Annotated in this window: 22 protein-coding genes and 1 tRNA gene; 14 read left to right on the top strand and 9 right to left on the bottom strand. The window is 72.3% G+C overall.

Annotated elements, in window-relative coordinates; translation table 11 throughout:
* Positions 1–134 precede the first annotated feature (134 nt).
* Both MVA48_RS09220 and MVA48_RS09215 read left to right on the top strand, forming a co-directional pair.
* Positions 135–521 carry a DUF6394 family protein gene (locus tag MVA48_RS09220; protein WP_246988073.1) on the top strand — a complete coding sequence of 129 codons (387 nt, stop codon included), beginning with the start codon at positions 135–137 and terminating at the stop codon, positions 519–521.
* A 14-nt stretch (positions 522–535) separates the two neighbouring features.
* Positions 536–2,365, top strand: a complete 1,830-nt coding sequence (locus tag MVA48_RS09215; RefSeq protein ID WP_246988071.1) for a potassium channel family protein — start codon at positions 536–538, stop codon at positions 2,363–2,365.
* Here MVA48_RS09215 and MVA48_RS09210 read toward each other — a convergent pair.
* Together MVA48_RS09210 and MVA48_RS09205 are read right to left on the bottom strand one after the other, a co-directional pair.
* Positions 2,362–2,571 (bottom strand): hypothetical protein, encoded by a 210-nt coding sequence (locus tag MVA48_RS09210; RefSeq protein ID WP_246988069.1) that lies wholly within the window; start codon positions 2,569–2,571, stop codon positions 2,362–2,364. The genes MVA48_RS09215 and MVA48_RS09210 overlap by 4 nt on opposite strands.
* Before the next feature lie 102 nt (positions 2,572–2,673).
* Positions 2,674–2,746: transfer RNA gene (locus tag MVA48_RS09205), tRNA-Lys, on the bottom strand.
* A 203-nt stretch (positions 2,747–2,949) separates the two neighbouring features.
* Here MVA48_RS09205 and MVA48_RS09200 point away from each other — a divergent pair.
* From MVA48_RS09200 to MVA48_RS09180, 5 genes are all read left to right on the top strand, one after another.
* Entirely contained in the window at positions 2,950–4,104 is a 1,155-nt protein-coding gene (locus MVA48_RS09200) for a L,D-transpeptidase (protein ID WP_246988067.1), read from the top strand.
* A 77-nt stretch (positions 4,105–4,181) separates the two neighbouring features.
* Positions 4,182–4,634, top strand: a complete 453-nt coding sequence (locus tag MVA48_RS09195; protein ID WP_246988064.1) for a hypothetical protein — start codon at positions 4,182–4,184, stop codon at positions 4,632–4,634.
* A gap of 125 nt (positions 4,635–4,759) precedes the next feature.
* Positions 4,760–5,842 (top strand): WD40/YVTN/BNR-like repeat-containing protein, encoded by a 1,083-nt coding sequence (locus MVA48_RS09190; RefSeq protein WP_246988062.1) that lies wholly within the window; start codon positions 4,760–4,762, stop codon positions 5,840–5,842.
* Positions 5,839–6,120, top strand: a complete 282-nt coding sequence (locus MVA48_RS09185; RefSeq protein ID WP_246988060.1) for a ubiquitin-like small modifier protein 1 — start codon at positions 5,839–5,841, stop codon at positions 6,118–6,120. The genes MVA48_RS09190 and MVA48_RS09185 overlap by 4 nt, the downstream gene beginning before the upstream one ends.
* Before the next feature lie 223 nt (positions 6,121–6,343).
* A complete protein-coding gene (locus MVA48_RS09180; RefSeq protein WP_371821204.1) occupies positions 6,344–7,570 on the top strand; it encodes an HNH endonuclease signature motif containing protein in 1,227 nt (408 codons plus the stop codon).
* A gap of 206 nt (positions 7,571–7,776) precedes the next feature.
* Here the strand turns inward: MVA48_RS09180 and MVA48_RS09175 are convergent, their stop codons facing one another.
* Both MVA48_RS09175 and MVA48_RS09170 read right to left on the bottom strand, forming a co-directional pair.
* Positions 7,777–8,019 carry a hypothetical protein gene (locus MVA48_RS09175; RefSeq protein ID WP_246988058.1) on the bottom strand — a complete coding sequence of 81 codons (243 nt, stop codon included), beginning with the start codon at positions 8,017–8,019 and terminating at the stop codon, positions 7,777–7,779.
* A 101-nt stretch (positions 8,020–8,120) separates the two neighbouring features.
* On the bottom strand, positions 8,121–9,911 hold the full coding sequence (locus tag MVA48_RS09170; protein WP_246988056.1) for an AMP-dependent synthetase/ligase: 1,791 nt from the start codon (positions 9,909–9,911) through the stop codon (positions 8,121–8,123).
* A gap of 124 nt (positions 9,912–10,035) precedes the next feature.
* On the opposite strand from MVA48_RS09170, the gene MVA48_RS09165 reads away from it, so the two are divergent.
* From MVA48_RS09165 to MVA48_RS09150, 4 genes are all read left to right on the top strand, one after another.
* Positions 10,036–11,178, top strand: coding sequence for an acyl-CoA dehydrogenase family protein (locus MVA48_RS09165; protein WP_256461141.1), 1,143 nt, complete (start codon positions 10,036–10,038; stop codon positions 11,176–11,178).
* 91 nt (positions 11,179–11,269) lie between these two features.
* The gene (locus MVA48_RS09160) at positions 11,270–12,484 is read left to right on the top strand and encodes an acetyl-CoA C-acetyltransferase (protein ID WP_246988054.1); all 1,215 of its coding nucleotides are present in this window, start codon (positions 11,270–11,272) and stop codon (positions 12,482–12,484) included.
* A 14-nt stretch (positions 12,485–12,498) separates the two neighbouring features.
* The gene (locus MVA48_RS09155) at positions 12,499–14,646 is read left to right on the top strand and encodes a 3-hydroxyacyl-CoA dehydrogenase NAD-binding domain-containing protein (protein WP_246988052.1); all 2,148 of its coding nucleotides are present in this window, start codon (positions 12,499–12,501) and stop codon (positions 14,644–14,646) included.
* Positions 14,647–14,662: 16 nt separating this feature from the next.
* On the top strand, positions 14,663–15,286 hold the full coding sequence (locus MVA48_RS09150; RefSeq protein ID WP_246988050.1) for a TetR/AcrR family transcriptional regulator: 624 nt from the start codon (positions 14,663–14,665) through the stop codon (positions 15,284–15,286).
* A gap of 56 nt (positions 15,287–15,342) precedes the next feature.
* On the opposite strand, the gene MVA48_RS09145 is transcribed toward MVA48_RS09150, so the two are convergent.
* Positions 15,343–16,482: an acyl-CoA dehydrogenase family protein gene (locus tag MVA48_RS09145; RefSeq protein WP_246988048.1), complete on the bottom strand. Its 1,140-nt coding sequence runs from the start codon at positions 16,480–16,482 to the stop codon at positions 15,343–15,345.
* A gap of 49 nt (positions 16,483–16,531) precedes the next feature.
* Between MVA48_RS09145 and MVA48_RS09140 the strand changes: the two genes are divergently transcribed.
* The 3 genes from MVA48_RS09140 (at position 16,532) to MVA48_RS09130 (ending at position 20,015) form a co-directional block, all read left to right on the top strand.
* Positions 16,532–18,004, top strand: a complete 1,473-nt coding sequence (locus tag MVA48_RS09140; RefSeq protein ID WP_246988046.1) for a flavin-containing monooxygenase — start codon at positions 16,532–16,534, stop codon at positions 18,002–18,004.
* Positions 17,991–19,718 carry an FAD-dependent oxidoreductase gene (locus MVA48_RS09135; RefSeq protein WP_246988044.1) on the top strand — a complete coding sequence of 576 codons (1,728 nt, stop codon included), beginning with the start codon at positions 17,991–17,993 and terminating at the stop codon, positions 19,716–19,718. The genes MVA48_RS09140 and MVA48_RS09135 overlap by 14 nt, the downstream gene beginning before the upstream one ends.
* A 141-nt stretch (positions 19,719–19,859) precedes the next feature.
* On the top strand, positions 19,860–20,015 hold the full coding sequence (locus tag MVA48_RS09130; RefSeq protein WP_246988041.1) for a hypothetical protein: 156 nt from the start codon (positions 19,860–19,862) through the stop codon (positions 20,013–20,015).
* Positions 20,016–20,024: 9 nt separating this feature from the next.
* Here the strand turns inward: MVA48_RS09130 and MVA48_RS09125 are convergent, their stop codons facing one another.
* From MVA48_RS09125 to MVA48_RS09110, 4 genes are all read right to left on the bottom strand, one after another.
* The gene (locus MVA48_RS09125) at positions 20,025–20,891 is read right to left on the bottom strand and encodes a metal ABC transporter substrate-binding protein (RefSeq protein WP_246988039.1); all 867 of its coding nucleotides are present in this window, start codon (positions 20,889–20,891) and stop codon (positions 20,025–20,027) included.
* Complete coding sequence (aztD, locus tag MVA48_RS09120; protein WP_246988037.1) at positions 20,888–22,198, bottom strand: zinc metallochaperone AztD; 1,311 nt, start codon at positions 22,196–22,198, stop codon at positions 20,888–20,890. Before aztD ends, MVA48_RS09125 begins: the two co-directional genes overlap by 4 nt.
* Before the next feature lie 42 nt (positions 22,199–22,240).
* A complete protein-coding gene (gene secD / locus MVA48_RS09115; protein WP_246988035.1) occupies positions 22,241–24,598 on the bottom strand; it encodes a protein translocase subunit SecD in 2,358 nt (785 codons plus the stop codon).
* Positions 24,599–24,745: 147 nt separating this feature from the next.
* Positions 24,746–25,210, bottom strand: a complete 465-nt coding sequence (locus tag MVA48_RS09110) for a hypothetical protein (RefSeq protein ID WP_246988033.1) — start codon at positions 25,208–25,210, stop codon at positions 24,746–24,748.
* Positions 25,211–25,441 lie beyond the last annotated feature (231 nt).

Genomic DNA, 25,441 nt, shown 5'->3' with positions numbered 1-25,441 from the left:
GCCAGGTTGCTCAGGGGAACGAGCGACCGCTGCGGAGGTGACGCCTGTTCGGCGGAAAAGTCCTGCGCCAGGGCGCGCAACCGGGTGCGGCACGACAGGATCGGGGCAGCGTCGGACGGCGGCGGGAGGCCTGCGTGAACCTGGAGAAGGTGGTCTTCGGCTTCTTCGTGCTGCTCGCCGCGACGCTCAACTTCGGCTTCTTCATCGGCGACATGCGCGATCCCGAGGTGCACAACCGGTACGAGCTGTTCGCGGCGGTGATCGTCAACCTGATCGCCCTGGTGCTGAAGTTCGGGGACCGGACGCAGATCGGCGCCGTCCACCTGGCCACCAGCCTCGTGGCCGCACTCCAGCTGATCGCGGCCGCCCTGGTGTACGGCTACGCCACCTACGTCTCGTCCGCGGGTCTCACCGAGCAGTTCATGGCCGCGATCGTCTCGCTGTCGGGTGGCGCGCTGCTGGCGAACGTCGTCTCGGTCGTCCTCCTGGTCGTGGAGACCGTCTCGTTCCACCGCGGCTGATCCGGAGGCGCGCTGTGGGGAATCCGCTGCTGGCCTTCTGGAGCCGCCGGGTCGAGCGCGAGGAGCAGGAGCGCCGCGCCCGGCGGGCCCGGCTGCTGGCCGCCGCGGCGTCGTCGTCCAAGGCGTCGGAGACGATCTTCCTGGTCCTGCGGCGCATGCGGGCGCCGTTGATCGTGCTCATCACGATCTTCTCGATCAGCGTGCTCGGCCTGACGCTCATCCCCGGCGTGGACGGCGAGGGCCGGCCCTGGCGCATGGGCTTCTTCGACGCCATCTACGTCATGAGCTACACGGCGACGACGATCGGCTTCGGCGAGATCCCGTACGAGTTCACCTACAACCAGCGGATGTGGGTGACCATCTCGATCTACCTGACGGTGATCGGGTGGGCGTACGCCATCGGCTCCCTGCTCGCCCTGCTGCAGGACCGGTCGTTCCGGCAGGCCCTGGCGCTGCAGCGCTTCTCCCGCAAGGTCGGCCGGCTCGCCGAGCCGTTCGTCCTGATCGCCGGCTACGGCCGGGCCGGTGAGCTGCTCGGGCACTCGATGGACAAGCTCGGCCGGCGCGTCGTCGTCCTCGACCGCGACCCCGACCGGATCGACGGACTGGACCTCGAGAGCTACCACGGCGACGTCCCGGGCCTGGCCGCCGATGCCCGGGACCCCGGTCACCTCGGTGTGGCGGGGCTGAACCACCCGTGCTGCGAGGCGGTCGTCGCGCTGACCGACGACGACGAGGCCAACCTCGCGGTCGTCATGGCCGCGGTCCTGCTGCGCCCCGACCTCCCGGTGATCGCCCGCGCCACGACGCGCACCATGGTGGAACGGATGCGCGCCTTCGGGTCACCCACAGTCGTCAACCCGTTCGACGTCTTCGGCGACCACGTGCGCCTGGCCCTGCAGTCCCCGGCGTCCTACCAGCTGCTCACCTGGCTGGAGAGCGGTCCCGGCGCACCGCTGCCCCAGCGGGGGTCGCCGCCCCGCAGCGGCCGCTGGGTCGTGTGCGGCTACGGCCGGCTCGGGCGCGAGCTGACCTCCGACCTGCGGGCGCAGGGCATCGACGTGACCGTCATCGACCCGAGCCCGCACGACGACGTGGACGACGTCGTCGTCGCCGGCGGTTTCGAGCCAGGCGTGCTCGAGGGTGTGCGGCTCGAGGACGCCGTCGGCTTCGTCGCCGGCACCGACAACGACGTCACCAATCTCTCCCTCGTCGCGGCCGCCCGGCGCACCAACCCGGGGCTGTTCATCGCCGCGCGGCAGAACCGGCCGTCGAGCGCTCCGCTGTTCGCCGCCATGGAGCTCGAGGCGCTGCTCGTGCCGACCGAGGTCATCGCGCACGACGTCTACGCCCAGCTCTCGACCCCGCTGCTCTACCGGTTCCTGCAGGACATGCCGGCGAGGGGCGACGCATGGGCTGAGGCGCTGGTCGACCGGCTCAGCGACGTCTGCGGCGACCGGCTGCAGGCGCTCTGGAAGGTCCGTCTCAACATCCACGAGGCGCCCGCTGTCGGCGGCTGGCTCGCCTCGGGCGAGGCGCGTCTCGGCGACCTGCTGCGCAATCCCGAGAACCGGGAGGAGCGGCTTCACACCGTCCCGCTGCTCGTCCTCCGCGGTCAGGACGCGACCCTCGCGCCGGAGTCGGAGTTCGAGCTGGCGCCGGGCGACGAGCTGCTCTTCGCCGGCTGGCCGGCCGCCCGCCGGGCGCTGCAGACGACCCTGGTCGTCGACGGCGTTCTGGACTACCTGGTGACCGGCCGCCGGCAGGCGTCGAGCTGGCTCTGGCGGCGGCTCAGCGGCCCACGACCCCCGGCCGACGCTCCCGCGGGGACGTCGCGCGGTTAGTCCACCGGTCCGGGAAGCATGAGCATCCGGTCGATGGTGTGCGTCCAGGCAGCGCGGATCGGCGGGGGCTGGTCGTGCACGACCTCGAGACCGTCGGCGTCGACGGCGAACCGGTAGAGCAGCGCGCAGATCGCGTCCTGCGCCATGCCGGCATCGATCAGGGGCTGGATGACCCAGCGCTGCTGCTCGGGAGCGAACCACCACACGTGCTGTGTTCGCAGCCGGGCGCCGTCCCGGATGCACCGGGGCCGGGAAACGACGAAGCGGCGACGTCCGTGGACATCGCCGCTGGTCAGGATCCTGCAGAGTGCGCCATCAGGGACTCGAACCCCGAACCCGCTGATTAAGAGTCAGCTGCTCTGCCAATTGAGCTAATGGCGCGTGTCGCCCAGGCTGCTGGGCAACGACAGGGAACGATACCAGCGCCCGCGGGGCCCCCAGCGGCCGCCCGCAGTGACGCTCGACTCCATACTTTCCTGGCCAGGGCGTGGACACTGGACTCCGGTTCACCTCCGCCCGGGGCGGTCCCCGGTGGGAGAGCCACGTGAGAGGAGCCGGGGGACGTGCGACGGACAGCTGCCATCATGGCCACAGGAGCACTGCTGTTCCTGACCGGCTGCAGCGGGGACGACCCCGGCGGCTCGGATGCCGCGCCGACGACCGAGGCGGCCGAGCCGGCGCAGATCTCGCTCGCCGTCGCCGACGGCTCGGCCGACGTCCCGCCGGTGCTGCCCCTGGAGATCGCGGTCACCGACGGCGAACTCACCGAGGCCACCCTCGTCGACGGCGCGGGGGCTCCCGTTCGGGGCACGGTGACGCCGCCCGCGGAGGAGTCGGGAGCTGCGGTATGGACGCCGGAGGCGCCCCTGGCGTACGGAACGAGCTACACCCTCACCGCGACGGCCGAGAACGCCGACGACGAGCCGACGACGGCGACGTCCACCTTCACCACCGTGACGCCGGCCGCCGTCTCGACGCCGTCCATCGGCCCGCTCGACGGCCAGACCGTGGGCGTCGGGATGCCGATCCGCGTGTGGTTCGACGACCCCGTCGTCGACAAGGCAGCGGTCGAGCGCCACCTGGTCGTCACCAGCACCACGCCCACCGACGGCGTCTGGAGCTGGTTCAACGACTCCGAGGTGCACTTCCGGCCGTCGGAGTACTGGCCGGAGAACATCGAGGTGACGCTCGACGCCAAGCTCTACGGGGTGGACTTCGGCGGCGGCATCTGGGGCGAGAAGGACCGCACCGTCAGCTTCAGCATCGGCGAGCGACACGTCTCCATCGCCGATGCCGCGTCGTACCAGATGCAGGTCTACGACGGCGACCAGCTGGTGAAGACGTTCCCGATCAGCGCGGGCAGCCCCGACAACCCGAGCTACAACGGGCCGCACGTGGTCACCGAGCTCAACCGCAACCGGATCATGGACTCCAGCACCTACGGCGTCCCCGTCGACAGCCCGGACGGCTACCGGACACCCGTGGAGTACGCCGTCCGCCTCTCCGACAGCGGCGAGTTCGTGCACGCGGCGCCCTGGTCGGTGGCGCAGCAGGGGCGGGAGAACGTCTCGCACGGCTGCATCAACATGTCGACCGAGAACGCCGCGTGGTTCTTCAACTTCTCCCAGCCGGGCGACGTCGTGGAGATCCGCAACTCCGCTGCGGGCGACCTCCGTTCCCCGATCTACGACTGGACCATCCCCTGGGCGGAGTGGCAGGCGGGCAGCGCGCTGAAGTGAGCTGACCTCCGTGTTCGGGCGTTTCCGTCCGGACAGGGAAGGGCAGGGACGGGCCACGGGGTCGAGAAGGGATTGCCGTGGACACGTGGGTCATCGTCCTGATCGTCGTCGCCATCGTCGTCGCGCTCCTGGTGCTGGCACTGGCGCTGTCCAAGCGCTCGCGGGTGACGAAGCTCAAGAAGCGGGAGCAGGCGCGCGAGCACCTGCAGGAGGCCCAGGTGCTCTCGGCCCGGGCCGAGAAGGACCAGGCGCTCGCCGAGGAACAGGCCGCACGGGCCCGCCGGGAGCGCGCCGAGGCCGAGGAGCGGACCGCCCTGGCCGAGCAGGAGGCGCGCGAGCGGGCCGCCCGCGCGGGTGAGCAGGCAGCCGAGGCGCAGGAGCTGCGGGCGCGCGCCGAGAAGATCGCGCCGGACCTCACGTCCGACGGCCACCACGAGACGCGTCGCGACGAGCATCACGGTCTGCGCGACGACGGCACCCGGCGCATCCAGGACCCCGACCAGCCCGGCGGCGGCGCCACCCGCCGCTGACTTTCCCGCCCTCCGACGGTCTTCAGTCGTAGAGGGTGGCCGCACCGCGCCGGAAGGCATCGATCCTGTCGGTCACCGGTCCTACGGTCGCCCTCACCTCGATCCGTCGATCCCGGAGGGGCGTCATGACAGACCTGCTGGCCATCGGTACGCGCAAAGGGGTGTGGCTCGCCCGTAGCGACGACGACCGACGCGCCTGGACCGTCGACGGTCCGCACCTGCTCGCTCAGGAGGTCGCGGCCGTCTCGATCGACGCCCGCCGGTCGCCGCCGCGGCTGCTGGCGGGCATCCAGTACGGGCACTGGGGGCCGACGGTCATGTGGTCCGACGACCTCGGGACCACGTGGGAGGAGACCGACCACGGCGCCATCAGCTTCCCGGAGGACACCGGCGCCGCCCTGGCCCGGGTCTGGCAGTTGCGCCCGGACAGCGCCGACCGGCCCGACGTCGTGTGGGCAGGCTGCGAGCCCCACTCGCTGTGGCGGAGCACCGACGGCGGCTGCTCGTTCGAGCTGGTCCGTGGCCTCTACGACCACCCGCACCGGCCGACCTGGGAACCGGGCGGCGGCGGGGGAGCGGTGCACACGATCGTGCCCGACCCGGAGACCGACCGGGTGCTCGTCGCGATGAGCACCGGGGGCGTCTACGTCAGCGAGGACGGCGGCAACGCCTGGGAGCCCCGCAACCGCGGCATCACCGTCGTCTTCGGGCCCGACCCGCTGCCGGAGTACGGGCAGTGCGTGCACAAGGTCGCCGTCGACGCGCGCGACCGCGACCGGCTCTATGCGCAGAACCACTTCGGCGTCTTCCGCAGCGACGACGCCGGCAAGCAGTGGGTGTCGATCGCCGACGGGCTCCCGGTGGACTTCGGCTTCCCGATCGTCGCGTCCCCGCACGCGCCGGGCACCGCCTGGGTCGTCCCGCTGGTGGCCGACATGCAGCGGGTCCCTCCGGACGGCCGGCTCCGCGTGCACCGCACCCGCGACGCCGGGGAGACCTGGGCCGAGGTGGGGCAGGGGCTGCCCGACGACAACTGGAGCGCCGTCATGCGCGACGCGTTCTGCGCCGACGACCACGAGGTGACCGGCCTCTACGTCGGCACCCGCGACGGCTGCGTCTACGCCAGCGCCGACGAGGGGGACACGTTCACCCTCGTGGCCGACCACCTGCCCGACGTCCTGGCCGTGCGCGCGGCCCGGCTCCCGTGAGCATCGAGGTGCTGGTGCCGGGCGCGCTGGCCAACCTGGTGGACGGCGCCCGGCACGTGGACGTCGACGTCGCCGAGGGGACGGTCGGCGACGTCCTGGACCGGCTGGCCGAGGGACATCCACTGCTGGCGCGGCGGCTGCGGGACGAGACCGGCGCGATCCGGCGCTTCGTGAACGTCTACGTCGACGGCGACGACGTGCGGTTCTCGAAGGGGCTCGACACCCCGGTGAAGGACGGCGCCGTGGTGCAGATCCTGCCCTCGGTCGCCGGCGGCTGAGGGTGACCGGTGCCTGACCTGCGTGGTCGACCGCGGGACGGGGCATGCCGCGTCCTTGCGTGACGAGGTGCCGCTGGGCGCGGCTGTGCGCGCGTGACCGGCGCTCATGTGCGACCGGACGCTGGAGATCCGGACGCCGTCAAGCTCTGGTCGTGGGTGTGGACAGGGCGCTGACCTGGGGATTTCGGATGCGCACCCGAGTCGGGTCGAGTATTATTCGTACGTGTGTTCGACCGGGACGGGTGAGGCGCTGGCGGTGCTGGAGGCCGCGGTCGACGCCCTGGCCGGCGAGAGCCTGGACGGGCTGGGCGATCACCAGCACCTGGAGCGCACCGCCCGCTTGACCACGCTGCGGAACAGGCTCGAGGCCGAGCTGGCGCGCACCGTGCGCCGCGCGGACACCACTCAGGCCGCCGAGCACGACGGGCTGAAGTCGATGCGGTCCTGGCTGCGCAGCCACGCCCGGCTCTCGGCCGGCGACATCGGTCGGCTCGTGCGGGTGGGCCGCGCGGTCGACCAGCTGCCGGCCGTGGCCACCGGGTTCGCCGCCGGGGCGATCACCGCCGACCAGGTGGCCCTCATCGCCCCGGTCGCCGGCGTTCGCAACCAGGCCGAAGCGGTCGGGCAGGGCATCGACCTGGCCGCGGTCGACCGGCTGCTGGCCGAGGTCGCAGCCACCCGGCCGCACGCCGAGCTGGCGCAGGTGGTGCACCACTACCTGGCCCGGCTCGATCCCGACGGCCCCGAGCCCGACCCCACCGAGGACCGGTCGCTCACCCTGTCCAAGCATGCCGACGGCAGCCTGTCCATCCGCGGCGAGCTGGACGCCGTCGGCGGGGAGAAGCTGCAGGCCGCGCTGGAGTCGATCGTGCAGGCCGACCGGCCCAATGGCGACACCCGCTCACGGGCCCAGCAGCAGGCCGACGCGCTGGTGCAGCTGGCCGACAACGCGCTCGCCGCCGGGCAGCTGCCGATCCTGCGCACGGTCAAGCCGCACGTCGCTGTCCGCATCGATCTCGACGACCTCGTCGACCCCGCCGCAGGCCCCGCAGTGGCCGAGATGGGGTTCGGGGCGCAGATCTCCGCCGCCCGCGCCCGCATGCTGGCCTGCGACGGCAGCATCAGCCGGATCGTGTTCGGCCCCGACGGCCACCCGCTGGATCTGGGCCGCTCCCACCGCGTCGTCCCACCCTCGCTGCGGCGGACGGTGGAACACCGCGACGGTGGCTGCGTCTTCGCCGGCTGCGGCGCCCCCACCCACTGGTGCGACGTCCACCACTTCGTGCATTGGGCCGACGGCGGGGAGACGTCGTTGGACAACAGCGCGCTGCTCTGCGAGCGGCACCACACCAAGGCCCACCACGGCTTCCGCGTCGAACGACAACCCGACGGCCGATGGCACACCCACCGCCCCGACGGCACCGAGATCCTCATCGGCCAGCCGCTCTGATCTAGTGCCGCGCCCGGCAACCCTCACCCCGAAGGCGGCTTCAGGGACCGCACCTGCTCCCCGAACATTGGGCGCTAAGGACCAGTCTTCAGGCCGGAAACGGGTACTTGCCGCACACCGTTCGGCAGCCGGACCAATCCCAGGACGCTGCGACGGTGTCCCTGAGTGGGCCGTGTAGGGCGATCGTTGGGGGTCGGGGTGGGGAGCTAGAGCGAGGCGAGCTCCGCGCAGCTGGCGCAGAGCTGCTGGTCCTCGTACCCCTCGGGAGGCCAGGGGAGCTGCTCGTCGATGGAGACGTAGGCACCGCACAGCGCCTTGCGGCTCTGCCCGTTGACGCGGCCGATCGTGGCGTGCGCCGGGCCGATCTGCCGCGGCTTGAGTCCCTCGGCGCCGAAGGAACCGACCATCACGACGGCGTGCGCGGTCCCGTACGCGTAGACGCTGGTCATGCAACCCAGAGTCCGAGCACCGCGCCGGTCACGCCAGCACCTCGGGTCACGTGTCCTGCGCACCCGTCACAGCAGCCCCATCCGTGCCGGCGGTGCCCCGTTCAGTCGGCGTAGATCTTCTCCACCTCGCCGGCGAACTCCTTCATGACGACCGACCGCTTCAGCTTCATCGACGGGGTCAGCTGGCCGCCCTGCTCCGTCCACTCCACGGGCAGGATCGCGAAGGACCGGATCGACTCCGCCTTCGAGACCTGCTTGTTCGCCGCGTCGACCGCCGCCTGGATCTCCGCCCGCACCTCCGGGTCGTCGACCAGCGAGGCCACCGACGCGTCGGTCGGGCGGCCCTTGCTCTCCAGCCACCCGGGCAGGGCTTCCGCGTCGAGCGTGATCAGGCAGCCGATGAAGGGCCGGTTGTCGCCCACGACCATGCACTGGCTGACCAGCGGGTGCGCCCGGATCTTGTCCTCGAGGACGGCGGGGGAGACGTTCTTGCCGCCGGAGGTCACGATGATCTCCTTGATCCGGCCGGTGATCCGGACGTAGCCGTCCCCGTCGAGCTCACCGATGTCGCCGGTGGAGAACCAGCCGTCCTTCAGCACCTGGGCCGTCGCGTCGGGGTTCTTCCAGTAGCCCCGGAACACCTGCGGCCCGCGCACCTGGATCTCGCCGAACTCGGCGATCCGCACCGACGTCCCGTCGGCCGGGCGGCCCACCGTGCCGACCTTGAGCTCCGAGGGGGCGCTGCAGGTCGCCGGGCCCGTGGTCTCGGTGAGGCCGTAACCCTCGACGATCGTCACGCCGATGCCGCGGAAGAAGTGCCCCAGCCGCTCACCCAGCGGTGCGCCACCCGACATCGCCTCCTGCACCTCGCCGCCCATGGCCGCGCGCAGCTTGCTGTACACGAGGACGTCGAACAGCTTGTGCTGCAGCTTCACGCCCAGTGACGGCCCGCCCGTGTCGAGTCCCTTCGACCACGCGACAGCTACCCGCTCGGCCCGGTCGAAGATGGCGCCCTTGCCCGCCGCGGCCGCCTTCTGCCGCGCCCCGTTGTAGACCTTCTCGAAGACGCGGGGCACCGCCAGCAGGAACGTCGGCTTGAACGTCCCGAGGTCGGCGAGCAGCTGGGCGACGTCCCCGGTGTGCCCGAGCCGGACGGCGTTCTGCACGCACCCCACCTCGATGATCCGGGCGAACACGTGCGCCAGCGGGAGGAAGAGCAGCGTGCGCGCCTCGTCGTCCTGCATCTGCGGGATGACGGTCGCCGCCAGCTCACCGACGTAGAGCAGGTTGCCGTGCGTGAGCTCGCAGCCCTTCGGCCGGCCGGTCGTGCCCGAGGTGTAGATGATCGTCGCCAGGGCGTCGGCGGTCAGGCCGGCCCGTCGCTCGGCCAGCCGGTCCTCCGCGACGTCGGCGCCACCGGCAGCCACGGTGTCCAGGTCGCCGGCCTCGATCGTCCAGACCTCGCGCAACCCGGGCAGGTCCTTGCGCACCGACTCGACCAGCGCGCGGTGAGCCTCGGTCTCCACGACCACGGCCACGGCCTCGGAGTCCGACAGGATCCACTGCGCCTGCTCGGCGGACGACGTCTCGTAGATCGGCACCCCGACGGCGCCGGCGGTCCAGATCGCGTAGTCGGCGAGGGTCCACTCGTACCGGGTCTTGCTGAGGATGCCGACGCGGTCACCTGCCCCGACGCCCGCGGCGATCAGGCCCCGAGCGAGTGCCGACACCTGATCGGCGAACTCCCGGGCGGTGACCGCCGTCCACGTGTCGCCCGACTTCCGGCTGAAGACCACCTTCTCCGGCTTCCGGCGCGCGTTCTCCTGGACCGCATCAGGGAGAGCCGCCGAGGGCGCGATGGTGATGGTCGCGGGGCTGGAGTACTCCTGCACGGGGGCTCCTGTCTCGACACGGGCGGTGTGACGTGGATCGCGAACATACAGAACGAATGGTCTGTATCTTGTGGTCCACGTCGCCTTTTCCCACCTAACGTGAGCACGCCGCGGAGGTTCCCACGTGCAGTCCGCGCTCTACGAGGCCGAGCACGAAGCGTTCCGCGCCATGGTGCGCGACTTCCTGGCCAAGGAGGTCGTCCTACACCACGCGTCGTGGGAGGAGGCCGGCATCGTCGACCGCTCGGTATGGCTCAAGGCCGGGGAACAGGGCCTGCTCGGCATGGACGTCCCGGAGGAGTTCGGCGGCGGTGGGGTCCGCGACTTCCGCTACAACGCCATCCTGTCCGCGGAGGTCACCCGCGTCGGGGCCAGCGGTCTGGGCTTCACCCTGCACAACGACGTCGTCGCGCCCTACCTGCTCGAGCTGGCCACCGACGAGCAGAAGCAGCGCTGGCTGCCCGGCTTCGTGAGCGGCGAGCTGATCACCGCCATCGCCATGACCGAGCCCGGTGCCGGCTCCGACCTGCAGGGCCTGCAGACGACGGCCCGTCGCGACGGCGACGAGTGGGTGCTGAGCGGTTCGAAGACCTTCATCACCAACGGCATCAACGCCGACCTGGTCATCGTCGTCGCCCGCACCGACCCCGAGGCGGGCGCCCGCGGGTTCTCGCTGCTGGTCGTCGAGCGGGGCATGGCCGGTTTCGAGCGTGGCCGCAACCTGGAGAAGATCGGGCTCAAGGCGCAGGACACCGCCGAGCTGTTCTTCGACGACGTCCGGGTGCCGGCGGAGAACCTGCTGGGCACCGAGGGCCATGGGTTCTTCCACCTGATGGCCAACCTGCCGCAGGAACGGCTCTCGATCGCCGCCGTCGCGGTCGCCGCGAGCCGGCAGGTCCTCGAGCTGACCGTCGACCACTGCAAGAACCGCACCGCGTTCGGCCGGCCGATCGGGAAGTTCCAGAACACCCGCTTCGAGCTCGCCGAGATGCACACCGAGGTGACCATCGCCGAGACCTACCTGGAGAAGGCGATCCTCGAGCACAACGCCGGCCGGTTCACCGTCGAGGACGCCGCGATGGCCAAGTGGTGGACGACGGAGCTGCAGAAGCGGGTCATCGACCGGTGCCTGCAGCTGCACGGCGGCTACGGCTACATGCTCGAGTACCCGGTCGCCCGGGCCTACCTCGACTCCCGCATCCAGACCATCTACGGCGGGACGACCGAGATCATGAAGGAGATCGTCGGCCGCTCGCTCGGCCTCTGACCCACCCCGGAGCCGAAACCGCGGTTTCGGCTCCTTCCAGCAAGAGCCGGAACCGCGGTTTCGGCTCCGAAGTACCGACGGAAGGACCCGCATGACCGCCGAGGCGTTCATCTACGACGCCGTGCGCACCCCGCGCGGCAAGGGCAAGAAGACAGGGGCGCTGCACTCGGTCAAGCCGATCAGCCTCACCACGGGGCTGATCGACGAGGTGCGCCGGCGCAACCCCGGCCTCGACCCGGCGCTGGTCGACGACGTCGTCCTCGGCGTGGTGTCGCCGGTCGGCGAGCAGGGCGCGGTGATCGCCAAGACCGCCGCACTCGCCGCCGGTCTCCCGGAGACCGTCGCCGGCGTGCAGATCAACCGCTTCTGCGCCTCGGGCCTCGAGGCCGTGAACCTGGCCGCGCAGAAGGTCCGCTCCGGCTTCGAGGACCTGGTGCTGGCCGGCGGCGTCGAGTCGATGTCGCGGGTGCCGATGGGCTCCGACGGCGGCGCCTGGGCGATGGATCCCGAGACCGCGGCCCGCACCGGGTTCGTCCCGCAGGGGATCGGCGCCGACCTGATCGCCACCCTCGGCGGCTGGTCGCGTCAGGACGTCGACGCGTACGCCGCCGAGTCGCACGCGCGCGCCGCGAAGGCGTGGTCGAACGGGTACTTCGAGCGTTCCGTCGTCCCCGTGACGGACAGGAACGGCACCGTCGTCCTCGACGCCGACGAGCTGGTCCGCCCCGGCACGACCGTCGAGTCGCTCGCCGGTCTCCCCTCGGCGTTCGCCGGCATCGGCGACATGGGCGGCTTCGACGCCGTCGCGCTGAACAAGTACCACTGGGTCGAGCGGATCGACCACGTGCACACGGCCGGCAACTCCAGCGGCATCGTCGACGGGGCCGCGCTGGTCGTCGTCGGCAGCGAGGAGGCCGGGCGGCGCAACGGGCTGACCCCGCGCGCCCGCATCGTCAGCACCGCGCTGTCGGGCGCCGACCCGGTGATCATGCTGACCGGCCCGGCGCCGGCCACCCACAAGGCGCTGGCCAAGGCCGGCCTCACCGTCGACGACATCGACCTGGTCGAGATGAACGAGGCGTTCGCCGCGGTCGTCCTGCGGTTCATGAAGGACACCGGCTTCGACCACGAGCAGGTCAACGTCAACGGTGGCGCCATCTCCATGGGACACCCGCTGGGCGCGACCGGCGCCATGATCCTGGGCTCGCTCGTCGACGAGCTCGAGCGGCGGGACCTGCGCCGCGGCCTGGCCACCCTGTGCGTCGGCGGCGGCATGGGCATCGCCACCGTCGTCGAGCGAGTCTGAGGAGTCTTCGAGAAATGAGCAGCACCATCCGCTGGGAGCAGGACGCCGACGGGGTCGTCGTCCTCACCCTCGACGACCCCTCGTCGTCGGCGAACACCATGAACGACGCGTACGTGCGGTCGATGGGCGAGACCGTCGACCGGCTCGAGCGCGAGAAGGAGTCGGTCCGCGGGGTCGTCCTCACCAGCGCGAAGAAGACCTTCTTCGCCGGCGGCAACCTCGGCAAGCTCATCGAGGCCACGCCGGAGAACCGCGAGCAGGTACTGGCCGAGGTCACGAAGGTGAAGGCGCAGCTGCGCCGCCTGGAGACCCTGGGCGTGCCGGTCGCGGCGGCCATCAACGGCGCCGCCCTCGGCGGCGGCCTCGAGATCGCCCTCGCCGCGCACCACCGCGTCGTCCTCGACGACCCGAAGGTCAAGCTCGGCTTCCCCGAGGTGACCCTCGGCCTGCTGCCCGGCGGCGGCGGGATCGTCCGCTCGGTGCGCCTGCTCGGCCTCGTTCCCGCGCTGCTGGAGCTGCTGCTCCAGGGCCAGCAGATCCGCCCGGAGAAGGCGCTGAAGCTCGGGCTCGTGCACGAGCTGGCGAGCGCCGACGAATTGCTCGCCAAGGCGAAGCAGTGGGTGCTGGCCAACGAGACCGCGCAGCAGCCCTACGACGTCACGGGCTACAAGGTGCCCGGCGGCACGCCGTCGTCGCCGTCGCTGGCCGCGAACCTGCCGGCGTTCCCGGCGAACCTGACCAAGCAGCTCAAGGGCGCGCCCTACCCGGCGCCGTACGCGATCCTCGCCGCGGCGGTGGAGAGCCTGCAGGTCGACGTCGACACCGCGTTCACCGTCGAGGGCCGCTACTTCGTCGACCTGGTCGTCGGCCAGATCTCGACCAACATGATCCAGGCGCTGTGGTTCGACCTGAACCGCGTCAACGGCGGCGCCTCGCGTCCCGACGGTCCGGAGCAGTACGCCGCGCGCAAGGTCGGCGTGCTCGGCGCCGGCATGATGGGCGCCGGCATCGCGCACGCGTTCGCCAAGGCCGGGGTCGACGTCGTCCTCAAGGACGTCACCCTCGAGGCCGCCGAGAAGGGCAAGGCGCACGTCGCGAAGCTGGTGGGCAAGCAGGTCGAGCGCGGCCGGATGACGCAGGACGACGCGGACGCCTTCCTGTCCCGCGTCACCCCGACCGCGGACGCCGCCGACCTGGCCGGCGTCGACGTCATCGTCGAGGCCGTGTTCGAGGACCAGGGGCTCAAGCACCGGGTGCTCGCCGAGGCAGAGGTCCACGCCGCTCCGGACGCGCTGATCGCGTCCAACACGAGCACCCTGCCGATCACCGGGCTCGCCGAGGGCGTCCAGCGGCCGGCCGACGTCGTGGGCATGCACTTCTTCTCGCCGGTGGACAAGATGCCGCTGGTCGAGCTGATCGTGGGGGAGCGGACCTCCGACGAGGCCCTGGCCCGCGCGTACGACGTGGTCCGCCAGATCGGCAAGACGCCGATCGTCGTGCAGGACAGCCGCGGCTTCTTCACCAGCCGGGTGTTCGGCACGCTGGTGCTGGAGGGCGCGGCGCTGCTCGCCGAGGGCCTCGCCCCGACCAGCATCGAGCGGGCTGCGCTGCAGGCCGGCTTCCCGGCCGGGCCGCTGACCCTGCTCGACGAGGTCACGCTCACCCTGCCGCTGAAGATCAGCGACGAGGCGAAGAAGGCCGGCTCCGCGGAGGACCACCCTGGTCTGGACGTCGTCCGGGCGCTGTTCGAGCGCGGCCGCACCGGCAAGTCCGCCGGCAAGGGCTTCTTCGACTGGGAGCCGGAGAAGCACGTGTGGCCGGGCCTGGCCGAGCTCTACCCGGCACGGCCCGATGCCCCGCCGTTCACCGACGCCCAGGAGCGGCTGCTGTTCGCGATGGCGGTGGAGACGGCACGGTGCGTCGAGGAGGACGTCCTGCGCAGCGTCGAGGACGCCAACATCGGCTCGATCATGGGCATCGGCTTCCCGCCCCTCTACGGCGGCGTGCTGCAGTTCGTCGACCAGTACGCGGGCGGGGTGGCCGGGTTCGTCGCCCGTGCCGACGAGCTCGCCGACGCCTACGGCGAGCGGTTCCGGCCGCCGGCGATCCTGCTCGAGCGCGCGGTGCCGGCGGGCAGCCTCCGCGCCGCGATCGCGAGCTGAGCAGGGAGTTCGCCAGATGAGCGACGCGCGCCCGCCGGTCCGCCGCACCCAGGCGGAGCGGCGGGCCGCGACGCGGTCGGCCCTGGTGTCGGCCACGGTCGAGTGCCTGGTCGAGCTCGGGTACGCGCACACCACGACGCAGGAGGTGCAGCGTCGCGCCGGGGTCTCCCGGGGCGCACTGACCCACCACTTCACCTCGAAGGCCGAGCTGATGCTGGCGGCCGTCGACCACCTCTACGACGGGTTCAGCGAGAGCGTCCGCAAGGCCGCCGCGGAGCTGCCGCTGGAGCCGGCGACCCGGGTGCCGCTGGGCATCGAGATCGTCTGGCAGCGGTTCCACGGGCCGCTGTTCGTGGCCGCGATGGAGCTCTGGACGGCGGCCCGCACCGACGTCGAACTGCGTGCCGCCCTGCTGCCGCACGAGCGGCGGCTCGGTGCGCAGTTGCGGGAGCTGGCGATGGAGGTGTTCGGCGAGGAGGTGGCCGCCCACCCCGCTTCCGAGGCCATCTACCAGGTGCTGCTGACCTCGATGCGGGGCCAGGCGCTGACCCTGTTCCTGCAGCCCGACGCCCCGCCCGACGGGCCCTACCTGCAGCACCTGCTGGCGATGGTCGACGCGTTCACGCGGGAGACCCCATGAGCTTTCGGTACAGAAAGCGGGGCGGTTCCCCGCCGCTTCCTGTACCGAAAGCGGAGTCAGGGGATCAGCAGCTTGGCCACGATCTCGGTCATGATCTCGTTCGTGCCGCCGCCGATGCCGAGGATCCGGCTGTCGCGGTAGTGCCGCTCCACCTCGGACTCGCGCATGTAGCCGAGCCCGCCGTGCAGCTGGACGGCCTGGTCGACCACGTAGTCGCAGGCCGCGACCGCGGTGTTCTTCGCCATGGCGACCCGCGCCAGCACGTCCTCGCCGTCCTGCCAGGCGTCGACGACCGCCCGCGTGTAGACGCGGGCGACGTCGGTGCGCTGCGCCATGTCGGCCAGCCGGTGCCGCACGACCTGGCGGCTGGCCAGGGGCCGGCCGAACGTCTCGCGCTGCCGGACCCACGCCAGCGTCAGGTTCAGGGCGCGCTGGGCGGTCGCGTAGGCCTGGACGGCGAGGCTGAGCCGCTCGGGCGCGAACTGCTTCATGATCGCGTAGAAGCCACTGTCCTCCTCGCCGATCAGGTGGTCGGCGGGCACCCGCACCTCGTCGAAGCGCACCTCGGCGGTGTCGGAGCACAGCCAGCCCATCTTGCGCAGCGGCGGCGAGACGCTCAGGCCGGGCGTGTCCCGGTCGACCAGCAGCAGCGAGATGCCACGGGCGCCGTCGCCGCCGGTGCGCACCGCGACGGTGAAGAAGTCCGCGCGGGTGGCCGACGTGATGTAGAGCTTGGTGCCGGTGACCACGAAGTCACCGCCGTCCCGGACGGCGCGGGTGCGCAGGTTGGCGACGTCGGAGCCGGCGTCGGGTTCCGTGACCGCCAGCGAGACGATCTTCTCGCCGGCGAGCACCGGGCGGACGACCTTCTCGATCAGCGCGGGGTCGTCCGCCTCGATCAGGTGCGGCAGGCCGATCGCGTGGGTGAACAGGCCGGCGATCAGCCCGCTCGACCCACCGGACAGGATCATCTCCTCGGCGATCACCAGCGCGTCGACCGGCGAGCCGCCGCTGCCGCCGACCTCCTGCGGGAACGAGACGCCGAGCAGGTCCGCCGCCGCGGCCCTGCGGTGCAACTCGCGGGGGAGCGCGCCGGCGTCCTCCCACGCCGCGAGGTTCGGCACGATCTCCGCCTCGGTGAACCGTCGCGCGGACGCCCGCAGGGCTCGGCGCTCGTCGGTGTCCCAGCTGCTCACTGTTCTCCTCGATCAGACGGAACGTGCACATGACCGTAGGGGGCCCGCGGTGACCAGGATCGCGGTGATCGGCACGGGTTTCGGCGGGCTCGCCGTCGCGGTCCGGCTCAAGCAGGCCGGGATCGACGATCTCGTCCTGTTCGAGAAGAGCGACGACGTCGGCGGCGTGTGGCGGGAGAACACCTACCCCGGCGCCGCCTGCGACGTCCCCTCCCACCTGTACTCGCTGTCGTTCGCGCCCAAGGCCGACTGGTCGCGCCGGTTCGCGCCGCAGGAGGAGATCCACCAGTACCTGCGCGACGTGGCCCGCGACTTCGACGTGCTCCGGCACATCCGGTTCTCCACCGAGGTGCTCGCCGCCGCGTTCGACGAGACCACCGCGACCTGGCGGCTGACCCTCTCGGGCGGCCGCGAGCACGAGGCCGACGTCCTCATCGCCGCCACCGGCCAGCTCAGCCGGCCGAGCCGGCCCGACGTCCCCGGGCTCGACCGGTTCGAGGGCGCGATCTTCCACTCGGCGCAGTGGGACCACGGCCACGACCTGACCGGCGAGCGGGTCGCCGTCCTCGGGACCGGCGCCAGCGCCATCCAGTTCGTCCCGGAGATCGCGCCGCGGACGGCGACGCTGAGCGTCTTCCAGCGCTCGGCGCCCTACGTGCTGGCCAAGCCCGACCGCGCCTACACCGAGCGGGCGAAGAAGGCGTTCGCCCGGGTGCCGGGCCTGCTGCGGCTGTCCCGCGAGGGCAACTACTTCTCCAACGAGCTGCGGTCGCTCGGGTTCAACACCGAGCCGCGGCTGCTGTTCGCCCACCGCGCGAGGTGCCGCCGGCACCTGCGGTCGGTCGTCAGCGACCCCGAGCTGCGGAAGAAGCTCACGCCCACGGACCCGATGGGCTGCAAGCGGATCCTGATGTCCAACGACTGGTACCAGGCGCTTCAGCTGCCGCAGGTCGAGGTGGTCACCGACCGCATCGCCGAGGTGCGCGAGCACTCGATCGTCACCGCCGACGGCACGGAGCGCGAGGTGGACGCGATCGTGCTCGGCACCGGCTTCGCGGCCACCGAGTTCCTGGTGCCGATGCGGATCGCCGGCCGGGACGGCGTCGACCTGCACGAGCAGTGGAAGGGTGGCGCGAGCGCGTACCTCGGCACCGTCGTCCCGAACTTCCCGAACCTGTTCGTGCTCTACGGGCCGAACACCAACCTCGGCCACAACTCGATCATCGTCATGCTCGAGGCCCAGATCGGCTGGGTCGTCCAGGCGGTGCGGGCGATCGGGCGCCGGCGGGTCCTGGAGGTCCGGCGGGACGTCGCGGAGGCGTTCGACGCCTGGGTGCAGGAGCGGCTCGGGCACACCGTCTTCGCCGGCGGCTGCCGCAGCTGGTACCTCACCGAGAGCGGACGCAACACGCAGAACTGGCCGGCCTCGACGCTGACGTTCCGCCGCCGGCTGCGGCGCCTCGACCTCGCGGACTTCGAGCCCGCGCCCGACCCCCTGGGAGGATCGGTTGGCCAGCACTGAGCGCAGCGACGTGGTCGTCGTCGGCAGCGGGTTCGGCGGGAGCACCGCCGCCCTGCGGCTGTCGGAGAAGGGCTACCGGGTCACCGTCCTCGAGGCGGGCCGGCGATTCAGCGACGACGACCTGCCCACGACCTCGTGGGACCTGCGCCGCTACCTCTGGGCGCCGAAGCTCAAGTGCTTCGGCGTCCAGCGGATCCACCTGCTGCCCGACGTCCTCGTGATGGCCGGGGCCGGCGTCGGCGGCGGCTCGCTGAACTACGCGAACACGCTCTACAAGCCGCCGAGCCCGTTCTTCCGCGACCCGCAGTGGGCCGGCATCACCGACTGGGAGACCGAGCTCGCCCCGTACTACGACCAGGCGAGCCGGATGCTCGGCGTGACGCAGAACCCGACGACGACGCCGGCCGACGAGGTCATGCGCGAGGTCGCCGAGCAGATGGGGGTCGGGCACACCTTCACCTCGACGCCGGTCGGCATCTTCTACGGCGAGCCCGGCGTGACCGTGCCCGACCCGTACTTCGGCGGTGTCGGCCCGGAGCGCACCGGCTGCACCGAGTGCGGGTCGTGCATGACCGGCTGCCGGGTCGGCGGCAAGAACACGCTGATGAAGAACTACCTCTACCTCGCCGAGAAGGCCGGCGCGGTGGTGCACCCGCTCACGACGGTGACCCGTATCCGCCCGGTGACCGGCGGCTGGGAGGTCACCTCCGTCCGCACCGGGGCGTGGTTCGAGAAACGCACGGTGCGGCGGTGGACCTGTGACCAGGTGGTCCTGGCCGCGGGCACGTTCGGCACCCAGCGGCTGCTGCACGCGATGAAGGACGACGGCACGCTGCCGCACCTCTCGCCGCGTCTGGGCCACCAGACCCGCACCAACTCCGAGGCGGTCCTGGGTGCCCGGGCACGGAAGAGCGGCACCGACTTCAGCCGCGGCGTCGCGATCACGTCGTCCTTCCACATCGACGAGCACACGCACGTCGAGCCGGTCCGCTACGGCAAGGGCAGCAACGCCATCGGCCTCCTGCAGACGGTCCTGGTGGACGGCGGGGGGCGCCTCCCGCGCTGGGTGAAGGCGCTGGGCGTGATCGCCCGCAACCCGGCGGCGTTCCTCCGCAGCTTCTCGGTCCACCGCTGGTCGGAGCGCACGGTCATCGCCCTGGTCATGCAGAGCCGCGACAACAGCATCGTGGTGTCCGGCCGTCGCGGCCGGCTCGGCGGCCGGTCGCTGACCAGCCGGCGGGGGCCGGGGGAGCCGTCGCCGAGGTGGATCCCCAAGGGCCACGAGGCGGTCCGCCGCATCGCCGACATCATCGGCGGTGACCCGGGCGGCGCGTTCACCGAGCTGGTCGACATCCCGATGACCGCCCACTTCCTCGGCGGCTGCGCGATCGGCGCCACGCCGGAGACCGGCGTCGTCGACGCCTACCACCGCGTGCACGGCTACCCCGGCCTCTCGGTGGTGGACGGGTCCGCCGTCTCGGCGAACCTGGGCGTGAACCCGTCCCTGACGATCACGGCGCAGGCCGAGCGCGCGATGGCGCTGTGGCCCAACAAGGGTGAGGACGACGTCCGGCCGGCGCCGGGGGAGCCCTACCGGACGGTCTCGCCGGTGCCACCCCGCCGGCCGCTCGTGCCGCCGTCGGCGCCCGGGGCGCTGCGGCTGCTCCCGCTGACCGTGGTCCGGCGCGAGCGATCGGCAGACCGGACCGCCTGACAGGGCGCTCGCTGCCGGCCGGCGCCGCCTGCCGTCGGCGCACGGGGCCGATGATGACGGTCGGATGACGATCGTGGCGATCACGTAGCCCCGGGACGCTCCCGCGGGTAGCCCCTGTGCAACGCGTCCAGGGGAGGAATCGTGCTCGGACTCATCGCACTGTTGCTCATCGTGTGGCTGGCGTTCGTCGTGATCGGCGCCGTGGTGGAGGGGCTCTTCTGGCTCCTGGTCATCGGTGCCGTTCTCTTCGTCGCCACCGCGGCCTTCGGCTGGGTCAAGCGCAACACGAGGGTCTGATCGGAGGAGTCACCCCTCGCAGACCAGGCCGCGCTCCAGGGCGGCCAGGTTGGCGCGCATGAGACCGGGATACGTCTCCCCCTCCTGCACCTTCTCGACGGGGTGCAGGACGGCCGACGCGATGCCCAGCTCGTCGGCGAGGGTGCGCGCCACGTCGGGTCCGGCGGCGGCCTCGAAGAAGACCGTCCGCGCTCCGGACTCCCGCACCTCCTCGGCCGCCCGGCGCAGGCGTGTCGGTGTCGGCTCGACCGCCGGGTCGAGCCCGGTGATGCCGACCGTCCGCAGCCCGTAGCGGTCGGCGAGGTAGCCGAACGCCTCGTGGGACGCGACCAGCGTGGCGCCCCGGCACGGCGCCAGGGCGCTGGCGTACTCCTGGTCGAGTGCCAGCAGTGACCCCTCGAGGCGATCGGCTGCCTGGGCGTACTCGACGGCGTGGTCGGGGTCGGCGTCGGCGAGCCCGTTGGCGACGTCTCCGCCGAGTGCGGCCAGGCGGACGGGATCGAGCCAGAAGTGCGGATCGGTTGGGAGGTCGGCGAGGCCCGCCGCGTCGACCACGTGCCCCGGGGACTGCTGGGCGAGGGCGTCGTCGACGCCTGGCTGCATCCCGCCCGACAGGTGCACGACGACATCGGCTTCGTGGAGAGTCGCCACCACCTGCGGGGTCGGCTCCAGCCCGTGGCTGTCGCCTCCTGGTGGCGTCAGGTTGGTGATGGTCACGTGCTCCCCGCCGACCTGCTCGGTGACGTACTCCAGTGGATAGGAGGTCACGGCGACCCGCAGGCCGTCGCCCTCGGCGCCGCCCGCGCCGGTGCAGCCGGTCAGGCCGCACACGGCTGCGCCGGCGAGGGCGACGGTCCGCAGTGGGAAACGGCTCACTCGCCGTGGCCCTCCTCGTCCTCCTCGTGCTCGTGCTCGTGCTCGTGGGCCGTGTGCTCGTCCACGTCACCGGTCACGCCGGCCAGCTCGTTGGGCGTGACGTCGAGCTGGACGGACTTCCAGATCTCGCCGGCCGAGATGTCGACGGCGTGCAGCATCCGGGTGGCCGGCTCGGTCACGTAGGCGATGCCGTCGACCACGACGACGTTCGGGTGCGGGTTCTGCCAGTCGTCGGACTCCTTCCAGGGGCCGGTGACCGGGATGGATCGGATCACGGTGCCGGCGACGGGGTCGATCACCTGGAGGGCGCCGTCGTAGGTGAGCACCAGACCCTCACCGTTCTCCCCGCGGGCGAAGGAGCGGTACCAGTAGGGGGCCGGGAGGTCGACGAGGCGCAGCTGCGCGGTCGTGGTGTCGATGAGTGCGACGGTGCTGGACCGGTCCTCGGCGCTGCGCTCGTAGTCGCCGAGCACGATCGGCGAGTCCTCGGTGCCGAACTGGTTGCCGATGCGGCCGTACGGGTCCGGGCTGGTGATCTTGGTCAGCTCGCCGCCGGTGTAGAGCACGGCGCCGTCCTGGCAGCCGATGACGATCGCCTCGTCGGCGGCGACGGTCTCGCCGTGCACGGCCGGGCACTCGTCGGTGGCGGCGATCTCCTCGCCGTCGGCGTCCAGGATGCGGACGCCAGTGCGCTCCTCCTCGGTGCCCTCCGAGACCAGCATGGTGCCGTTCTCGAGCTCGACGGCGACGCCGTGGTGCGCCTCGGGCGTGGCGAACCGGAGCATCTCCCGGTCCGGGTCGGCGAGGTCGGCGCTGTCGAACGCGGTGACCTCGCCGGTGCCGTCGTCGAACAGGACGGTCCGGCCCGCGTGGGAGACGACGTGCCCGGGCTTCTCGGCCTCGAAGACGATGTCGGTGAGTGCCGGGTCGGCGGTGTAGTAGTGCGAGTGGTCGCCGTGCGGCTCGGCCCAGGCTCCGCCGTCCAGCAGTCGGAAGCCGCCCGAGGTCGAGACGAGGAAGTGCCGGCCGTCGCCGGCGGGGTTGAGCCGGTTGAAGCCGTCGAGGAGCTCGTCGGCGAGCACCTCGAGCGTCGTCGCGTCCAGGACCTGGATCCCGCCGTCGTAGGTGAGGGCCAGGCGCGGTGCGCTGGAACCGACCTCGGTCGGATCGGTCGTCGTGGGGGCCTCGGAGGTGGCCGGCGAGGCGGCGGAGCCGCCGCCGTTCGCCGCGCAACCGGCCGCCAGCAGGAGGGGCAGGGCGGCGGAGAGCGCGAGGACGCGAGGAATGAGGGGCGGGGTGCGGCGCATGAGTCCTCCTGGGGGAACTTCCGGGACGCCACCACCCTAACGCTAATGAGAATCATTCTCATCACGGCTCCCGTCACACGACTGCGCCGTCGCCGCGCCGTGCCGTTGCCGTCCGCCCTCCACCCGACGCGGGGGAGTGGGGGGAGGTGGCGGCCAGCGGCGGTCCAGCGCGGCGGTGAGCGGAACGGCCACGCTGACGGTCGAGACGGTGCCGGCGAGGATGCCCAGGACGAGGGCGAGCGCGAAGTCCGCCAGCGAGTCCCCGCCCAGGACGAGCAGTGCCGTGAGCACCAGCAGTGTCGAGGCGCCGGTGTTCACCGTGCGTGGCAGCGTCTGCAGGACGGCGTCGCCGGCCACGTCGGTGAACGGTCGCCCCCGCCGGGCGGCGCGGGCCTCCCGGACCCGGTCGAAGACCACGACGGAGTCGTTCACCGAGTAGCCGATGACGGTCAGGACGGCGGCCAGGAACACCCCGTCGGCGGTGCGACCGGTCCAGGCGAAGGTCCCCACGACGACGGCCACGTTGGCGACGAGCGCGGCGACGGCCCCGGCGCTGTAGGTCCAGCGGAACCGGATGGCCAGGTAGGCCAACTGGGCGACCAGCGCGACGCCGAGCGCGATGAGCGCGTTGCGCCGCAGCTCGTCGCCGAGGCTGGGGCCGATGAGCTCGTCACTGACCACCTCCGCCCCGCCGGCTTCGGCGGCCAGCGCGTCGCGGATCGCCTCCTGCTCGGCGTCGTCGATCGGCCCGGTCCGCACCCGGACGTCCCCGTCGTCGGCCTCCTGCACGACCGCGGTCGGGAAGCCCGCGGCGCTCACCGTCTCCCGGGCGGTCTCCGGGTCCAGCGGCGTGGCCGTCGCGTACTGGATGCTGCGCCCGCCGGTGAACTCCACGCCGAGCTGCAGCCCGCGGGCGGCGAGGCCCGCGACGGCCAGCAGGACCACCAGCAGCGACACGGCCAGCCAGCGACCAGGCCGGGAGTAGAGGCGCCACCGCCGCTCGGTCAGCCAGCCACGCAGCCGTCCGAGGGTGTGCAGGCCGGAGACGCGGGGGCGGCGGGTGAGCCACGAGCGCGTGGCGGCCAGCTCGGCCAGGGACCGGGTGATGACCAGCGCGGAGAACATCGAGGCGAGGACGCCGATGGTGAGCGTTACCCCGAAACCGCGCACGGGACCGGAGGCGAGGAAGAACAGCAGTCCGGCGGACAGGAGGGTGGTGACGTTGGAGTCGGCGATGGCCGACAGGGCTCGGCGGAACCCGGTCGTGACCGCGCTGCGCAGCGAGCGCCCGCGCTCGGCGAACTCCTCGCGGGAGCGTTCGTAGACCAGGACGTTCGCGTCGACGGCCATCCCGACGGCGAGGACGAACCCGGCGAGGCCGGGCAGGGTGATCGTGGCGCCGAGGGTCAGCAGTGCCGCGTAGGCGATCAGCGCGTAGCACGCCAGCGCGACCACGGCGAGCAGCCCCATCAGCCGGTAGACCGCCACGATGAACACGGCGGTGGCGGCCAGGCCGATCAGCACCGCCTGCACGCTGGCGTCGATCGCCGCGGCGCCCAGCGTCGGGCCGACGGTGCGCTGCTCGATCACCTCCACGGGCACCGGCAGGGCGCCACCCTGGATCAGGGCGGCGAGGTTCTGCGCCTCCTCCTGACCGAAGCTGCCGGTGATCTGGGTGGTCCCACCGGTGATCCCGACGGCGCACGCGATCTGCGCTCCCACCGACGGTGACGAGATGACCTCGCCGTCCAGCACGATCGCGATCCGACGGGTCGGGTCACCCGGTGCGGCACAGGCCGCCTCGCCGGTGAGCTGCTCCCACGCTCGTTGCCCGGGGCCGGTGAAGTCGACGCCGACGAACCAGCCACCGACGCCCTGGAGGTCCATCCCCGCCGTCGCCTCGTCGACCCCCTCGCCGGTCAGGGCGGGCGGGCCGAGCCGCAGCGCGACCCCGGCCTCGTCGGGCAGCACCGTCTCGCCCTCGGGCGCCTCCTCCTCGGGGCCGGCGACGCCCAGGACGGGGTGGAAGGTGAGCTGGGCGGTGCGGCCGATGACCTCGACGGCCTCGCGCGGCTCGGTGAGCCCGGGCAGCTCCACGACGATGCGCCGCTCGCCGGCCCGGACCAGCGTGGGTTCGGCGACGCCGAGCGCATCGACCCGGCGCCGCAGCACCTCCAGCGCCCGATCGGTGCTCTCGGCGTCGGCGGTCACGGTGTCCGAGTCCTGCGCCTCGAGCACCACCTGGGTGCCCCCGCGGAGATCCAGGCCGAGGGTGGGGGCGGTGGTGAGGACGGCGGCCGTCGCCGCCACGAGCGCCGCCAGCGACAGCAGGGCGCGCACGACGATCGGGCGAATGCCGGAGGTCGGCGGTCGCTCCGCTCGCTGGGAAGGGGAGGTCACGAGTCGTCTCCATGGGTGGTGGCCGCAGGCACGGCCGACGTGGCGATGGGTGTCCGCGCGGTGCGGTTCCTGCCCTCGATACGAGTCGCGAGGTCGCGGACGGCGGTGGCGTGGGAGCGGTGGGCGAGGGGGTGGAGCGAGGGTCGGTCAGCGGGCGGGCGGAGCCCGGGCGGCGGCCGCGGTGGGATGCGCACCGACCGCTGCCGCGGATGCCCGCTCGCGAGGCACCGACGTCGTCGCGGGGGGCCCCAGTCCGTCGGCGGTCCGCTCGACGGCCAGCTGCTCGCCCGCGCCGGCGGAGGGACGGTGGTCGAGGGAGCCGATTCGCTCGCCGAGATGGAGTGCACCTGGCGCGGGGCTCGTCGACCGATGTCCCGTGGGGGGCACGGCCCGCCCGGCAGCCGGGCGGGCGGCCGCCGGAGGTCCCGAGAGGGCGGTGTGCGCCGATGCCGCAGGGAACCCCGCAGCGCGCTCGTCGGAGATTCCCGCACCGGAGACGGTCGACCCGGACGAGCCGCCGCGGTCTCCGGCGGCGACCACGCCGCCGAGCAGCAGCAGGAAGCCGACCAGAACGGTCAGCAGGACGCCGGGGCGGGAGGTCTGCGCGGGCATCCGCTCCTCCTCCTCGGGCGCCCGCCGTGGTCGGCGGTCGGTCCCAGCACGCTACCGGGGGCCGGTCGGCGCGGGGCGACACGGAAGGAGGCCCTGGCCGGGAACGGGTCAGGGCCTCCTCGTAAGGGGAGTGACGGGGCTCGAACCCGCCAGTGCGGCCGTCCCGGGCCTGGGCACGGCGAGCCCGCAGGCCACCGGGTATCACCGCCGCTCCCGATGGTCGTTGAGCGG

The organism is Blastococcus sp. PRF04-17, from assembly GCF_023016265.1.
GTDB lineage: Bacteria > Actinomycetota > Actinomycetes > Mycobacteriales > Geodermatophilaceae > Blastococcus_B.
The sequence above is the reverse complement of the archived record's forward strand: the minus strand, read 5'-3'. Positions and strand labels throughout refer to the sequence as shown.